Consider the following 14,522-nt stretch of genomic DNA (forward strand, 5'->3'; position numbering starts at 1 on the left):
CCAAGGCCCTCAGGTGCGCCGGCGCGGGTCGACCATGTCGCGCAGCCCGTCGCCGAGAAGGTTGAAGGTGAACACTGCGAGGACGAGCGCCATGCCGGGGAAGAGGGCGACCCACCACTCGCCGGAGACGATGAAGTTGGCGCCCTCGGCGACCATGATGCCCCACTCGGCGGTGGGCGGGCGCACGCCGAGGCCGATGAAGGAGAGGCCGGCGGCGTTGAGGATCGCCCAGCCGAGATTGAGCGAGACCTGCACCATCATCGGCGGCAGCGCGTTGGGGAAGATGTGGAGGGCGAGGACGCGCGCGTCGGAGTTGCCGGAGAGCTTGGCGGCGAGGGCGAAGCCGGCGTTGCGGCGAATGTTCACCTCTGCGCGCACCAGGCGAGCGTAGAAGGGCAGGTTGATGATGGCGGTGGCGTAGACGATGTTTTCCACCGTGTTGCCCATGGCCGCCACGATGCCCATGGCGAGCACGAAGAGGGGGAAGGCCATGATGGTGTCGAGGCAGCGCGACAACCCGGCGTCGACCCAGCCGCCCCAGTAGCCGGCGACAGCGCCGAGGACAGAGCCGGCGATGAAGGAGAGGGCCACCGCCGCCACCGAGATGGTGAGATCGAGCCGGGTCGCGACGATCACGCGCGAGAGGATGTCGCGGCCGAGATTGTCGGTCCCGAACCAGTGGTCCCAAGACGGGGGCTCGAGCGCACGCGATGCGTTGGAGGCGAGCGGATCGTAGGGAGCGAGCATCGGGCCGAAGAAGGCGAGCACGATCAGCAGCGCGAACATCAGGAAGGCGACGAGCGTCACCGGGTTGTCGCGCAGCACGTAGCCGATGTGGCCGAGCGTCGACTGGCGGGCGGGAGCGGGGGCGGTCGCGTCGCTCATCAGTCGGCGAACCCGATGCGCGGATCGATCAGCGTGTAGAGGATGTCGATCACGAGGTTGAGGGCGACGAAGAGGAGCGCCATCGCGAGCACGAAGCCCTGCACGGCGGCGTAGTCGGAGGCGACGAGCGCTTCGACCGCGTAGGAGCCGATGCCGGGCCAGGCGAACACCTTCTCGACGAGCACGTTGGCGCCGAGGGTGAAGGAGAACACCATGCCGAGCGTGGTGATCACCGGCAGCATCGCGTTGCGCAGCGCGTAGCCGAAGAGAATGGTGCGCCACGTCAGCCCCGCCGCCCGCGCCGTGCGGATGAAGTCGGACGACAGCGCCGACAGCATCGCCGCGCGCGTCATCCGCGCGATGGGGGCGAGGGTGAAGAGGGCGAGCGTCACCGCCGGCAGGACGAGCTGCTTCAGCGCACCGAGGAAGGTCTCCCAATCGCCGGCGAGGATGGAGTCGATCAGGAAGAAGCCCGTCACGCTCGGCGGGTCGATGTAGATGAAGTCGAGCCGACCGAGCGGCGAGGGGGCGAGGCCGAGGAGATAATAGAAGACGTAGATCAGCAGGATGCCCGTGAAGAAGGTGGGCATCGAAACGCCGGTGGTCACGAGCACGCGGCAGAGATGGTCGACCCACGAGTTGGGGCGCGTCGCCGCGAGCACCCCGAGCGGGATCGCGACGAGGCAGGACAGGAGCAGCGCGCACAGCGTCAATTCCAGCGAGGCGGGCAGACGGCGCGCGAGATCCTCCGTCACCGGCTGGCCGGTGGAAAGCGACCGGCCGAGATCGCCGGTCGCAAGGTCCCTCACATAGTAGAGGAACTGGGTGGGAAGCGGCTTGTCGAGGCCGAGATTGGCGCGGACCTCCGCGATCGACTTCTCGTCGGCGGTGGCGCCGGCGAAGTAGACCGCGGGGTCGCCGGGGAGGGCGCGGGTCAGCACGAAGCTGATGATGACGACGCCCACCACGACCGGGATCGCCTGGGCGACCCGCTTCGAAATCTGCCTCAGCCGCCCCATGTCAGCTCTTCTTGAGGGTCTTGCCCTCGAGCTGCCGGTGGAACCAGTAGACATAGCCCTCGGCGCCGTGGGTGGCGACGTTCACCGCCGGCTGGAAGAGCGGGATGCGCGGGATGTCCTCGAAGGCGGTCTCGATCATCTTCTTGACGTTGGGGGCCCACGCCGGGTCGTCGACGGGCAGGGGCAGCGTCACCGGCACGAGCTCTTCGATCACCTCGCTCTTGTAGTTCGAGGAGTTGAAGAGGTGGCCGTCGAGGTAGCACCAGTAGAAATAGTAGTCCGGGTAGTTCAGCCAGCCGCCGAAGGTCTCGAGGTGCATCGGCAGGCGCTTCTCGACGAGCGAGGCGGTGCGCCAGTTGGCGCCCGGGATCTTGTTGATCGTGACCTTGATGCCGAGCTTGCCGAGATTTTCGGCGACGAGCAGCGCCGTCGGCTCCATCCAGGAGGTCTGGTCGATGTCGATCGAGAGCGGCACCTCGAAGCCGTCCTTGTAGCCGGACTGGGCGAGGAAGTCCTTCGCGACGTCGAGGTCGGTGTAGTAGGGTGAGGGCTGCGGCCACTCGGTGCTCGTGACGCCGGCCTTCCCGCCCCACAACGGCTTGCCGCGGCCGTAGGCGGCGGTCTGGAAGATCTCCTCGTAGGGGATCGCGAAGGCGACGGCCTTACGCACGTTCGAATCCTGGAAGGGCTCGAAGGCGTAGTTGAGGCCGACGACGTAGATCGCGTTCTCGATGGGGTTGGAGAACACGTCGACGTCCGGGTTCGCGTCGAGCTCGGCGGCATCCTTGTTGGGGATGTCGAAGGAGATCTGCACGTCGCCGCGCTCGATGAGGGCGCGCCGGGTGGCCGGGCTCGGCACCTCGCGCATGATGAGGCGCTGGATCTCGGGAAGCGGCCCCGAGGTCCACTTGTCGTTGCGCTGGTAGACGAGCTGCTGGCCCTGGTCCCAGCGTGCCACGGTGAAGGGGCCGGAGCCGATGGTGTTCTTGTGGGTGTATTCGAGCGCCCAGGGATCGTCGGCGGTGGCGTGCTCCTTGGCGAGCTCGGAGTTCATGATCATCGGGATCGGCACGGCGAGGTCCGGCAGCGCCAGCTTGGACGCCTCGTCGAGGGTGATCACGAAGGTGTAGTCGTCCGGCGCCTCGAACTGGTCGGGGCGCTTGAAGCCGCCGGCGGCCATCTGCGAGGTCGGGAAGCCGCCCACCGTGACGGCGCGGTCGAACGACCACTTCACGTCCTTGGAGGTCACGGGACGGCCGTCGGAGAACACCGCGTCCTGGCGGATCTTGAAGGTGTAGACCTTGCCGTCCTCGGAGACCGTCCAGCTCTCGGCGATATCGGGGTTGATTGTCTCGTAGTCGTAGCTGAGGCCTTCCTCGGTCTCCTTGATGCCGAAGGAGACGAGGCGGTCGTAGCAGTTGACGGCGATCTGGTAGCTCGGCCGGTTGGTGCCGGTGCGATGAATGTCGAGGCTGTTCACGGTGTAGCCGGTCACCGCCACGAGCACGTCGTTGCCCGCCGCGGACGCCGGGATGGCGCGCAGGAAGGGCAGCATGGACGCGGTGACGCCCGCGCCGGCGCCGGCCTTGAGAAGGGATCTCCTCGAGAGAATGTTGCTCATTGTGCTCCGACCTTTGCGTTGGGCGGCTTTGCGCCTGTGTCGCACGGGTGCCCTGGGCACCCATCTTCATCGTTCGAGCATGCGACGCCGCGGTGACGACTTCTAATGCTCATTTTGCAGTGTCGCGCTGCAAGGATTGCACCACCTGCGGAGAGGCGACGGGCGGGGGCCGGGACGATGGACGATACGTCGTGCACCGGCCGTTGTCGCCCCGCGGGCCGGCATGGCCGCGCCCCGCCATCGTGATGCCGGTGTTTGGGCGATCGCATCGGCGCTCGCCGGAGGCTTCCGTCAGGCCGAGAGGTAGCGCGCCGAGGCGAGGCAGTGCGTCTTCACGATATGAAGGAACTCTTTGAGCGTCACGTTTTCGTCCGCGCGGCCCATGGTCACGGGACTCGGGCCGTAGAGGAAGGCGGGGATGTCGCGCCAGCGCCAGTAGCGGCTGTCAGAGCCGCCGAGGCTCGACAGCGGGATCGGCCGTTCCATGCCGAGCTCCTCCACGACGTCGGCGAGGATCTTGACCATCTCGTGCTCGGGATTGGCGAGGCTCGGCGGGTAGGAGTGGTTCACGTCGAGCTCGTAGCTCGCGCCCGGCACCTTGGCGACCACCGCGTCGACGTGAGCGAGCATCTCCTCGCGGGTGAAGCCCCAGGGGAAGCGGATCTCGATCTCGGTGCGGCACTCGTGGGGGATCTGGTTCACCTTGAGGCCGCCGTGGATGGTGCCGATGTTCACCGTCACCGAGCGCACCACCTTGGCGGCGCCTTCGCCCATACCCTTTTCGGTGCCGGCGATGCCTTCGTTCGACAGCAGCGCCCGCGCCACCGCCTCGGGGAGCTCCGGCTCCCGGCCGTGCAGCTCCAGCACCCCGTTGATGATCTCTGTCGCCTGCACGATGGCGTTGGGCGACAGGTGCGGATAGCCCCCGTGGCCGCCCGCCGTCTTGGTCATCAGGGTGAAGCGCAGGGTGCCCTTTTCGAGGAAGCGGATGTTGTTGGTGCCGGACGGCTCGCCGTTGAGGCAGCAGTCGCCGAGCACTTCGTCGGGAAAGGTCTCCATCAGCCACAGCGTGCCCCATCGCCCGCCGGTCTCCTCGTCGGACACGCAGGTGAGGGTGAGCTTGCCCTTCAGCTGATCACGCACGCCCGAAAGGTAGGCATAGGTGATGATCGAGGCCGCGGTGCCGCACTTCATGTCGGAGGCGCCGCGCCCGTAGATGCGGCCGTCCTTGATCTCGCCGGTCCAGGCGGTGCTGTCGTCGATCGGGGCGAACACGTCGATATGGCCGTTGAGCACGAGGTGGCGGCCGGGGGCGCCCATCTCGATCGTGCCGACGACGTTGGGCATGTGCGGCTTGGCGGCTTCGATGCGATGGTCGACGCCCGCTTCGCTCAGCCACTCGCTGATCGTGTCGGCCGCCGGACGCGTGTCGCCGGGCGGGTTGGCGCTCTTCGATTGCAGGAACTTTTGGAAGAAGGAGATCAAATTGTCCTCGTCGCGCTCCAGCGCGGCGAGAAGCTGGGATTCGAGGTCGCTCATGGCATAGTTCCTGCTAGATTCCTGAGTAAGCACGCAAGTGAGAGGCCAAGATGGACAACGCCCCCATATTCGAGGAAGCGACGCTGCGCGTCGATCTTGCCGCCGCCTATCGGCTGCTGGCCCACTATGGCCTCGACGACATGATCTACACCCACACCTCGGTGCGCTTGCCTTCGGAGCCGGGAAAACCCCACCGCTTCCTGATCAATCCCTACGGCATGCAGTTCGACGAGATCCGCGCCAGCGACCTCGTGGTGGTCGATCCGGACGGCTATTCGGTGGCGGGGACCGACAACGTCAACCCGGCCGGCTTCACGATCCATAGCGCGATCCACATGACGCGCGAGGACGCGATGTGCGTGATGCACACCCACACCCTCGCGGGCATGGCGGTGTCGGCGCTCAAGGGCGAGCTCCTGATGCTCAACCAGATGAGCATGGAGTTCTATGGCCGCCTCGCCTACCACGACTACGAGGGCATCGCGCTCGACCTCTCCGAGCGCGAGCGGCTGCAGCGCGACCTCGGCACCAAGCCGGCGATGATCCTGAAGAATCACGGGCTTCTCACCGTGGGGCGCACCGTCGCCGAGGCGTTCTACTACATGTACTATCTGGAAATGGCCTGCCGGATTCAGCTCGAGACGCAGAAAACCGGCGCCGAGATGGACATTCCGCCGGAAGAGGTGATCGCCCACGCCGCTGGCCAGTTCGAGTCGACCGCCCCGAAGGGCACCCGCATGTGGCCCTCGCTGCTGCGCAAGCTCGACCGGATCGACATGAGCTACCGCGACTAGAACTCTTCGCCGCGTCGCCCGGCCCGGCGCGGCCGGCACGCGACATCGGCGCCGCCCGCTGGCGGGCGATCCCAGCTTCCCGCCGACGGGCGCTCGCGTCGCGGCGGCAGACGAGGCCTTCATGCAGGACACCCCCGAAGAGACGCTGCACGACAAAGAGACGCTGCACGACAAGGTGGCGCGGGTCGTCGGCACGACGCGCTATCCGTTTCCCGGCCAGACCGACTGGCACGCGGACTACGTGACCCACATCAACGCGGGCACGCCCAAGCGGGGCATCCCGGCGCCGTGGGGCATGCATTATTCCGACATCTGCGTGGTGGACGGCACCGACCGCGTGCGCGAGGTGGGCGAGGTCGAGCTGGAGCCGGGGCCCGACTGCGTCGCCCACTGGAGCATTGCGTCGGAGGCCGCGGACGACGACACCGATTCGGGTGAGCGTCACTTCTTCGTCTACGTGCCCGCCGGCATGGAGGCGGCGACCAAGACGCTCCTCGACGAGGCGGGCATCTCCTACGCCGGGGTGCGCGGCTTCCGGGAGGTCGACGGCGCCATCGAGGTGGTTCCCTTCGTGACGACGGGCGAGACCAAGGACCATCAGGTGACCCGCGCGGCCTGACCGTGCACCACCCCTGCCTAGAGTGGCCGGCCGGCCACTCTAGGCAGGGGTGGCGGTCGGCTCTAGGCTCGTGCTGCGCCTTTCCGTCCGGCGCCGGTCGCGGCATCGGGCGTCCCACCCGTGCGACCGGCCAACGGTGATGATGCCATGAGCTTCGATCTCATTCTCAAAGGCGGGCGGGTGATCGATCCGTCGCAGGATCTCGACCGCATCGTCGACGTCGCCTTCGCCGGGGGACGGGTCGCGGCGATCGGCGACGACCTCGCAGACGGGGCCGCCGAGGTCCGCGACGTCACGGGCAAGATCATCACCCCCGGCCTCATCGACCTGCACACCCACGTCTATTGGGGCGGCACGTCGCTGGGCGTCGACGCCGATGCCTACGCCCGCGGCGGGGCGCTCACCACGCTCGTCGACACCGGCAGCGCGGGTCCGGGCAATTTCATGGGCTTTCGCCGCCACGTCATCGAGCGCAGCGAGGTCCGCATCCTCGCCTATCTCCACGTGTCGTTCGCCGGGATCTACGGATTCGCACCGCCGCTGATGGTCGGCGAAAGCCACGACTGGCGGCTGATGGCCGCCAAGGAGGCGGCGAAGGTCATCGCGGCGAACCGCGACCTCATCATCGGCGTGAAGGTGCGCATCGGCCGCAACGCCAGCGGCCCCTCCGGCATCGCCCCGCTCGACGTGGCGCTGGAGCTCGCCGGCGAGGTGGGCTTGCCGGTGATGTGCCACATCGACGAGCCGCCGCCGACCTACGAGGCGGTGGTGGCGCGGCTGAGGCCGGGCGACGTGCTGACCCATTGCTATCGACCGTTCCCCAATGCGCCCGTCACCGGCGACGGCGCGCTCAAGGCGGAGGTGGGGCGCGGGCGCGAGCGCGGCGTCTATTTCGACGTCGGCCACGGGATGGGCTCGTTCGCCTGGCGCACGGCGCGGGCGATGATGGCGGCGGGCTTCCCGCCCGACACCATCTCCTCGGACGTCCACGCCTTCTGCATCAACGGGCCGGCCTACGACCAGCTCACCACGATGTCGAAATTCCTGCATCTCGGCATGCCTTTGGCGGAGGTGGTCGCGCGCTCCACCAGCGTCCCGGCGAAGGTGATGCAGCGTCCCGAGCTCGGCACCCTCGCGCCGGGTGCAATCGGCGAGGCGAGCATTATCTCTTTGAAGGAGGGCGTCTTCCAGCTCGAGGACGTCCGCGGCATGGTGGAGACGGCATCGACTCGGCTGTCGGCCGAGGGGGTCGTGCTGAACGGCAGGTGGTGGCACGGCGGCTAGCCGGCACCGCCGGGCTGTCGCCTCCGCCGCGGCCCGCCCGGTCCCTTGTTCGATGACGTTTCTTGTTCGAAAACAACGGCAAGCGAAGAAGACCCATGTTGCTGACGCCTGAACTCGTTGCCCTCAGCATCCGTCCGGAGCCCGACCATGGGCCGGAGCCGGGATGGACCCTGCTGAGCGACGACGATCTCGACGCGTTCGCCCACCGCGTCGACGAGGAGAACGGCCGGGCCGAGCCCATCTGGGTGTTCGCCTACGGCTCGCTCATCTGGAAGCCCGACTTCGAGTCGATCGGCCACATGCGCGCCTCCGCGTTCGGCTGGCACCGCTCCTTCTGCCTGAAGATGACGCGCTGGCGCGGCTCGCCCGAGCAGACCGGGCTGATGATGGCGCTGGAGCGTGGCGGCCGTTGCGACGGGGTGATCTATCGCCTCAGCGAGGAGGACAGGCTCGGTCAGATCCGACGGGTCCTGCGTCGCGAGATCCGCTTCGAGCAGAACGTCGACATGGCGCGCTGGGTCAAGGTGCAGACCGAGGACGGGCCGCGCATGGCGCTGACCTTCTGGGCCGGGCCGACGGGCGAGCGCGTCGCGAGCAAGCTGCCCCTCGAAGACGTCGCTCACATCCTGGCGCGGGCGTGCGGGAGCGTCGGCTCGTGTGCCGAATATCTCTACAACACCGTCGCCCATCTGGAGGAGTTCGGCATTCGCGACCGCAACCTGTGGCGTCTGCAGGAGCTCGTGGCGCACGAGCTCCGCACGATCCACGGCGCCGGCGCGGCGAGCTGACGGCCGGCGCCGTGGCCTTGCCTCAGCGCGGCGCGAGGGTGGCGATGAGGCCGTTCACCATCGCCGCCATCTCCACCGACGCGGCGAAGTCGAACTTGTTGATGGAGATGAACACGCCCACGCCGCGGGTCGGCGCGAAGGCGAGATAGCTGAAGATCCCGTTGGTGCCGCCGGCCTTCTGGATGATGAGCGGGCGGTCCCCCTCCGGCATCATGATCACCCAACCGAGACCCATGGCGTCCATGTGGCCCGATTCGTCCATGCCGTAGACCGGGTCGAGGCCGTCGCGGATCAGATGGGCGGCGTGGCTGAGGGCGCGCGCCTCCGCCCCGCCGGCGCCGAAGCGGTCGAGATTCCACTTCAGATATTTCACCATGTCGTTGGCGGTGGTGTGGACGGAGGAGGCGCCGAACTGGTTCGAGATCACCGCGTCCGGGTCGATCGGCGCCCCGGTCCAGTCGTAGCCGGTGAAGGCGTTGTCGCCGGTCGGCTCGGCATAGCCCGTCGCATCCATCTTGAGCGGATCGAACACCTTCGCCTTCACGAGGTCGGCGAACGGCGTCTTCGCGGCGCCGGCGAGGGCGATGCTCAGAACATCGAAGCCGACGTTGGAGTAGAGGACGCCGGTCCCGGGGGCGAAGAGGAGCGCGTCGTCGCGAAGGTTCGCCGCGAACGAGGCGTCGGAGTATTTCGCGACGCCGTCCGCCGGCGCCAGCTCGCGCGGCAGCCCGCTCGATTGGGTGGCGAGATCGACGAAGCGGATCGCATGGCCGTCGCGCTCGGGCATCGCGTCGACGATCGCGACGTAGGGGGCGACGGGGTCGGTAAGGGCGACGGTGCCGTCGGCGACGAGGTGGGCGAGGGCGAGGCCGGTGATGCTCTTGCTGATCGAGCCGACGGCGATGTCGGTGTCGCCGTCGGGCACGCGGCCGGACCCTTCGGCGACCTCGCCGAAGCCGAACACGGCGCTCTCCCCGCCGCGCACGCCGGCGATGACGAGGCCGGGCACCTCGGTCTGCAGGTGGAAGATCTGTCCGCTGAAGCTGATGGCGTCTTCGAGCAGCGGATCGGCGGCAAGGGATGGCGCCGCGGAAAGCGACAGTGTCGCGAAGGCGGTCAGCAGGCGAATCATCGATCGGGTCCTTTGCAGGCAGACTCAAGGGGCCGGCAACTTAACCGGACCCGGGACCGAGCGACATTCGATTTCGCGATAGGCGTGTGCCGACGTGGCGCCTCAACCGAGCGCGTAGCGGGCGATCTCGAGCCCCGTCGCCGCCTCCACCGGCGGGTAGACCGCCGGGTCGACGACGGAGGAGGAGAGGGGGATCACCGACTTTGCGACGCGCAGCACGAGAAGGGGCATGCCTTCCGAGATCTCGCCGACGCTGAGCGGTTCGCCCGCCGGGGAAAGCGTGGTGATGACGTCGGGGAAGGTCGCGAGGCGCTCGCCCTCGCCGTCCTCCACCGCGAGATATTCGTTCATCACGTGGAGCACATGGCCGCTGTCGAGGGTGAGGGTGCCGATGTCGAACGCCTCGGGCGTGTAGCGCACGGCCTTCTTCGCGACCGTTCCCTCGGCGATGATCGCGCCGCCGGTGGTGGTCACGATGGCGTCCACCACGGCGCGTCCGCCCTTGCCTTCGGCGGCGATGATCGCTTCGCCGAGGCGGATCGCGAGCGAGATGCCGCCGAGCGCGGCGTGGGTCTTCACGTAGGCGGCGCGCAGCGGGTTGCGGCAGGAGGCGATGAAGCCGCCCGACATGTCTGCCGCGGTCCGCAGCACCGGCGACACCTTGGCGGTGGCCCCTTTGACGACGAGCTCGATGTAGCGGTTCTCGGCCCGGTTGCCGCCGACGGCGGTCTGGATGGTGGGCTCCGGCGAGCTCGCCATGCCGAGCGAGCCCATGTCCCCGGTGGGGTGGGCGCGAATGTCGCCGACGGCGTCCACCACCTTGGTGCCGAGGATGGCGGAAGGAAGCCAGGCGTTGAGCGTGGAGGAGCGCCCGTTCTGGCCGATGATGAGGCCGGCGACGGGGGCGCCCAGTGCATCCTGCAGAAGCTCCACCGCCTTCACGTAGTCGACGCCCTGCATCTCCCACGGTGTGGTGGAGGCGGGCGCGCCGATGGCGGCGGCGGTCGCCACCCACGCGTCGGGGTCGAGCTCGTCGATGGACACGAGCTCCGGCGTGCCGACGGCGACGGCGGCATAGCCGAGCTTGCGGCCGTGGTCGGCCCATCCGCCGCCGCCGGCGGCATAGACGGATCCGCCCTTCACCGCGGCTTCCACATGATGTTCGGTCAGAATGAGGCCCATCGCGCTCCCTCGCGGCACGGGCATCCGGGAGGGTGATCCCGCGCCCGGCGCAAAGCCGTGCACGAAGCCTGCCAACTCAAGGACTTGGAGCGATCGCGCAGACGCGCGGAGCAACGCGCTCGGCGGCATCGGGCCGCCCGCGGCGCAAATGTCTTCCCCAGGTCTGAAGAGGGAGTGGCTCCCCGGGCCGCACTGAAAGGCCCAAGGAATAACAAGGCGATAGCCTCTTTCAGGACAGGCGGTGTTCTTCGTCTGTCTACGCGTTTCGGCGTTGGAGTGTCCCACGATCCGCGGCCCTTCATCACGAAGAACGCCGCCCGGGTGGGGGCCCGGAACGGCGTCAATCATCATAGAGTAGAGCAGCAGAGCTCACCCAATATGTACCCCCTGCAGCCCTCGCCGGCAAGGATTCCGAGCATTGGAGGCGCCGCATGAGCGCCCTCCTCACCGCCGCCCTCGCGCTCGCCGAACGCGGTTGGCCTGTCTTCCCCTGCAACCCTGCCGCCGACAAGGCGAAGGGCAAGCAGCCGCTCATCGCGAAGGGCTTCAAAGGTGCGTCGACTGACCCCGACACCATTCGCACCTGGTGGCGCGAGCACCCGGACGCTCTCATCGGCCTGTCGACCGGCCGCGACCTCGGCGCCTTCGTCGTCGACCTTGATCCCCGCGAGGACGACTGCGAGACCCTGTGGCGCAGGCTCGAGGAGCACATCGGTGCCGAACTCGGCGAGCCGGTTGTGGCGATCACTCAGTCCGGCGGCTGGCATCTCTACTTCGCCTGGCCGGACCTCCCGCAGGGTGCGAAGCTCGGGAACCGCGGCGGCCTGATCCCACACGTCGACGTCCGCGGCGCCGGCGGCTATGTTATCGCGCTCCCTTCCGTGATGAGCGACGGTCGCACCTACACGTGGCGCCGCCGTGCCGATGGCGAGCGAGGGCTCACAGCGCCGCCGGCCCCCTCGTTGACTGCATCCTCCGAAGGGGCGCCTTCGCCCCTCAGCGGCCGCCCCAGGCGATGCGTCTAGACGCATCGGAACGGCGTCGGAAATATGCCCTTGCTGCGATGGATGCCGAGATCCAGCAGCTCGCGGCCGCACCGGTTGGCGAACAGAACGATCGGCTGAACCGGGCGGCCTTCGCCCTGGGGCAGCTCGCCGGCGCTGGCGCTCTCTCCGAGGGCGTGGCGCGCGCGGCGCTTGAGGAGGTGGCGGACACCTGGCCGAACCTGCGGAAGAGCCGCGGCACGATCGCCAGCGGCCTCAAGGCGGGCATGGCGCAGCCGCGCGACCTCGCCGAGGTTGAAGCGAAGGCGGCGCCTTCGCGCGGCCGCGCCTCTGAGGGAATGCCTCTCCGTTCAGGCGGAGCGGCGAGCTCCGCCGCCGGAGACCGAGGCAGGCCGTTTCCGGGGGCGCAGGCGGCCGGTGATTGGGTGACGCCGGACCTCACCGTCATCGACGGCGAGGTGCGCAAGGCTCCGCCCTTTCCGACGCATATCCTCGGCGACTTCTGGTCACGATGGGTAACCGCACGAGCAGATGCAGCGTCGGCACCGGTCGACTATGTGGCAGCTTCCCTGCTGGCTTGTGCAGGCGCCGCGATTGCGAACGTGCGGTGGCCGGTCGCCGGCGCCGGGTGGGCGGAGCCGGCGCATCTTTGGGTCGCGTTGGTGGGTTCGCCGTCCGCCGGCAAGTCGCCGGCGATGAAGGCCGCAGTGAGCCTCATCAGCGAGGCCGAGGGGGCGCTTCGCGTCGGCCTGGACGACAAGCTTCGCGCCTGGCGGACCAAGGAGCAGGCGGCGAAGGCGCGGCGCGCAGTGTGGGAGCAGGAGGTTGCGGCGGCCGCTCGCGAGGACCGGGATCCGCCGCCGCTGCCGGCGGACGCCGAGCCGCCGGCGCCGTTCGTCGCGCCGCGCATCCTGATCGCCGATGCCACGAGCGAAAAGCAGGCCGAGCTTGCTGCGGTCCTGCCGCGTGGCCTTCTCCTCGTGAGGGACGAGCTGAGTGGCTGGCTTGCATCCTTCGGCCGATACAGCGGCGACGGCGCAGACCGCTCATTCGCGCTCGAGGCGTGGAACGGAGGCGCCTATGTGGTCGACCGCAAGAAGACGGCGGACCCGATCCGGGTCCGCCACCTGAGCGTGGGCGCGCTGGGCGGCATCCAACCAGATCGGCTCGCCCCGATCATCGACGGTCCCGACGACGGGCTCCCGACGCGGTTCCTGTGGGCATGGCCGGAGCGGCCCCCGGTGTTCCGGATCGCGCGAACCCCGATCGACGACAGCGAGGCCCGCGCCGCGTTCGTCCGTCTGGCGCGGTTGCCGATCGGCACTGATGGGCACGGGAACCCGGAGCCGAAGCGGCTGCCGCTCTGCGAGGATGCCGTTCTCATCCTCGAGGAGCTTGCCCGTGACATGGCCGCGAAGGCGGAGGACATCACCGGACCGCTTGCCGGTGCGCTGGGGAAGGCGCGGGGGCATGCTCTGCGGCTGGCCTGCATTCTCGAGCATCTGGCCTGGTGTGCGGCGCCTGGTGATCCGGAGCCGGAGGGGATCAGCGGAGAAGCGATGCGCCGCGCTGTGGATCTCATCGCGGCCTATTTCGTGCCGATGGCCGAGCGTGTGTTCGGCGATGCGATCATCCCGCCTGCGGACCGGGGGGCGACGCGCTTGGCACGGCATGTCAGGTCTGAGGGGCTGACCGTGTTCAATGCTCGCGAGGTGCGTTTGCGGCTTGGCGGAAGCTTGCGGACTTCTGAAGCGATGCTCGCGGCGTGCGGCGAGCTGGAAGAGGCCGGCCTGATCCGTGAGCTCCATCCTGTTGGTGCCCGAAAGCGGGGGCGCCAGGCGCGGCACTTCGATGTGCATCCCGCCCTCAGCCGCGTGCGCGCGCTGCGAACCGTCTAGGCGCCGGTCGCCGCCACCGGCCTTCGAAAGGCAGGAGAGTTGAAAGGGGGCGCACGCGCCCCCTTTCCGCATGCGCGGGGGCGAGAGCGTGCGACAGCTGAGAGGGCATCTGGCCCTCCGAAAAGAGAACAAAATATAAACACACACTTCAAAACCATCTCTATAGGCCGAAATCTCCGAAATCTCCGTAAATCGCAGACCGTTGATATCGCACGGTTTTTTCGGGGTATTTTTGAAGAGTGCCGAGTCTCCGAAATCTCCGTAAATCGGTCGACCGGGCCGCGCCGGTGTGTGGGGGCTGATTTACGGAGATTTTCGGAGACTAATCGGAGACTCGCTATTCTCCGATAAACCGGCTGTAACTCATTGAAATCACAGGGGCTAGAGATTTACGGAGATTTCGGAGACTAAATCTCACTCAGACGGAGAGGAGGCGGCCGCCGGCAGGGGCTGGAAGGCGTGGACCTGTCGGCGCGGGTCCTTCCTGGGGAGGAGGATGCGGGTAGTTCGCGCCGCAGTGTGGCTCCAGTTACAGACGAGATTGAAGCCTAAACACTCCGTTTAGTGTTTAGGGGTACTGGCGCGTGTATAAGGTGAGAGGGCGTAATTTGTGTCGCAATCGCAGATATTCTCTATCGTACAGAGTATCTGCGATTGGTATCTATTGAACAGACGAAGCGAGTATCAGTTTGCGAAGTCGGCCGCGTTTGGTATGGATGATCCAACATCCATCAACATAACGGTAGCGCGGAGAGAG

At 67.8% G+C, this 14,522-nt stretch carries 12 protein-coding genes; 6 read left to right on the forward strand and 6 right to left on the reverse strand.

Going from position 1 to position 14,522, the window contains the following annotated elements:
• Positions 1 to 9 precede the first annotated feature (9 nt).
• The 4 genes from JCR33_RS01410 to JCR33_RS01425 all read right to left on the reverse strand — a co-directional run bounded on the left by JCR33_RS01410 (position 10) and on the right by JCR33_RS01425 (position 5,064).
• On the reverse strand, positions 10 to 885 hold the full coding sequence (locus JCR33_RS01410) for an ABC transporter permease (RefSeq protein WP_198880214.1): 876 nt from the start codon (positions 883 to 885) through the stop codon (positions 10 to 12).
• Complete coding sequence (locus tag JCR33_RS01415; RefSeq protein ID WP_198880215.1) at positions 885 to 1,904, reverse strand: ABC transporter permease; 1,020 nt, start codon at positions 1,902 to 1,904, stop codon at positions 885 to 887. The genes JCR33_RS01410 and JCR33_RS01415 overlap by 1 nt, the downstream gene beginning before the upstream one ends.
• A 1-nt stretch (position 1,905) precedes the next feature.
• Positions 1,906 to 3,525, reverse strand: coding sequence for an ABC transporter substrate-binding protein (locus JCR33_RS01420; protein ID WP_198880216.1), 1,620 nt, complete (start codon positions 3,523 to 3,525; stop codon positions 1,906 to 1,908).
• A 291-nt stretch (positions 3,526 to 3,816) separates the two neighbouring features.
• The gene (locus JCR33_RS01425; protein ID WP_198880217.1) at positions 3,817 to 5,064 is read right to left on the reverse strand and encodes a M20/M25/M40 family metallo-hydrolase; all 1,248 of its coding nucleotides are present in this window, start codon (positions 5,062 to 5,064) and stop codon (positions 3,817 to 3,819) included.
• 50 nt (positions 5,065 to 5,114) lie between these two features.
• Between JCR33_RS01425 and JCR33_RS01430 the strand changes: the two genes are divergently transcribed.
• The 4 genes from JCR33_RS01430 (at position 5,115) to JCR33_RS01445 (ending at position 8,549) form a co-directional block, all read left to right on the forward strand.
• Positions 5,115 to 5,858 (forward strand): class II aldolase/adducin family protein, encoded by a 744-nt coding sequence (locus JCR33_RS01430; RefSeq protein WP_198880218.1) that lies wholly within the window; start codon positions 5,115 to 5,117, stop codon positions 5,856 to 5,858.
• Positions 5,859 to 5,979: 121 nt separating this feature from the next.
• The gene (locus tag JCR33_RS01435) at positions 5,980 to 6,477 is read left to right on the forward strand and encodes a hypothetical protein (protein WP_198880219.1); all 498 of its coding nucleotides are present in this window, start codon (positions 5,980 to 5,982) and stop codon (positions 6,475 to 6,477) included.
• Between the two features lie 147 nt (positions 6,478 to 6,624).
• Positions 6,625 to 7,761, forward strand: coding sequence for an amidohydrolase/deacetylase family metallohydrolase (locus tag JCR33_RS01440; RefSeq protein ID WP_198880220.1), 1,137 nt, complete (start codon positions 6,625 to 6,627; stop codon positions 7,759 to 7,761).
• Between the two features lie 95 nt (positions 7,762 to 7,856).
• Positions 7,857 to 8,549, forward strand: coding sequence for a gamma-glutamylcyclotransferase (locus JCR33_RS01445; RefSeq protein WP_198880221.1), 693 nt, complete (start codon positions 7,857 to 7,859; stop codon positions 8,547 to 8,549).
• Positions 8,550 to 8,571: 22 nt separating this feature from the next.
• Here JCR33_RS01445 and JCR33_RS01450 read toward each other — a convergent pair whose 3' ends face one another.
• Positions 8,572 to 9,681: a serine hydrolase gene (locus tag JCR33_RS01450; RefSeq protein WP_198880222.1), complete on the reverse strand. Its 1,110-nt coding sequence runs from the start codon at positions 9,679 to 9,681 to the stop codon at positions 8,572 to 8,574.
• Between the two features lie 102 nt (positions 9,682 to 9,783).
• Positions 9,784 to 10,863, reverse strand: coding sequence for a DUF917 domain-containing protein (locus tag JCR33_RS01455; RefSeq protein WP_198880223.1), 1,080 nt, complete (start codon positions 10,861 to 10,863; stop codon positions 9,784 to 9,786).
• A gap of 431 nt (positions 10,864 to 11,294) precedes the next feature.
• Between JCR33_RS01455 and JCR33_RS01460 the strand changes: the two genes are divergently transcribed.
• Both JCR33_RS01460 and JCR33_RS01465 read left to right on the forward strand, forming a co-directional pair.
• On the forward strand, positions 11,295 to 11,888 hold the full coding sequence (locus JCR33_RS01460; protein WP_198880224.1) for a bifunctional DNA primase/polymerase: 594 nt from the start codon (positions 11,295 to 11,297) through the stop codon (positions 11,886 to 11,888).
• Positions 11,889 to 11,926: 38 nt separating this feature from the next.
• Positions 11,927 to 13,765: a DUF3987 domain-containing protein gene (locus tag JCR33_RS01465; RefSeq protein ID WP_198880225.1), complete on the forward strand. Its 1,839-nt coding sequence runs from the start codon at positions 11,927 to 11,929 to the stop codon at positions 13,763 to 13,765.
• Positions 13,766 to 14,522: the final 757 nt, after the last annotated feature.

The organism is Acuticoccus mangrovi, from assembly GCF_016411865.1.
GTDB classification, from domain to species: Bacteria; Pseudomonadota; Alphaproteobacteria; order Rhizobiales; family Amorphaceae; genus Acuticoccus; species Acuticoccus mangrovi.

Coding starts and splice junctions, on each gene's coding strand:
- JCR33_RS01415 (WP_198880215.1), bottom strand. CDS start 1,904: ATGGGGCGGCTGAGGCAGATTTCGAAGCGGGTCGCCCAGGCGATCCCG.
- JCR33_RS01465 (WP_198880225.1), top strand. CDS start 11,927: ATGGATGCCGAGATCCAGCAGCTCGCGGCCGCACCGGTTGGCGAACAG.
- JCR33_RS01425 (WP_198880217.1), bottom strand. CDS start 5,064: ATGAGCGACCTCGAATCCCAGCTTCTCGCCGCGCTGGAGCGCGACGAG.
- JCR33_RS01435 (WP_198880219.1), top strand. CDS start 5,980: ATGCAGGACACCCCCGAAGAGACGCTGCACGACAAAGAGACGCTGCAC.
- JCR33_RS01455 (WP_198880223.1), bottom strand. CDS start 10,863: ATGGGCCTCATTCTGACCGAACATCATGTGGAAGCCGCGGTGAAGGGC.
- JCR33_RS01430 (WP_198880218.1), top strand. CDS start 5,115: ATGGACAACGCCCCCATATTCGAGGAAGCGACGCTGCGCGTCGATCTT.
- JCR33_RS01445 (WP_198880221.1), top strand. CDS start 7,857: ATGTTGCTGACGCCTGAACTCGTTGCCCTCAGCATCCGTCCGGAGCCC.
- JCR33_RS01410 (WP_198880214.1), bottom strand. CDS start 885: ATGAGCGACGCGACCGCCCCCGCTCCCGCCCGCCAGTCGACGCTCGGC.
- JCR33_RS01450 (WP_198880222.1), bottom strand. CDS start 9,681: ATGATTCGCCTGCTGACCGCCTTCGCGACACTGTCGCTTTCCGCGGCG.
- JCR33_RS01440 (WP_198880220.1), top strand. CDS start 6,625: ATGAGCTTCGATCTCATTCTCAAAGGCGGGCGGGTGATCGATCCGTCG.
- JCR33_RS01420 (WP_198880216.1), bottom strand. CDS start 3,525: ATGAGCAACATTCTCTCGAGGAGATCCCTTCTCAAGGCCGGCGCCGGC.
- JCR33_RS01460 (WP_198880224.1), top strand. CDS start 11,295: ATGAGCGCCCTCCTCACCGCCGCCCTCGCGCTCGCCGAACGCGGTTGG.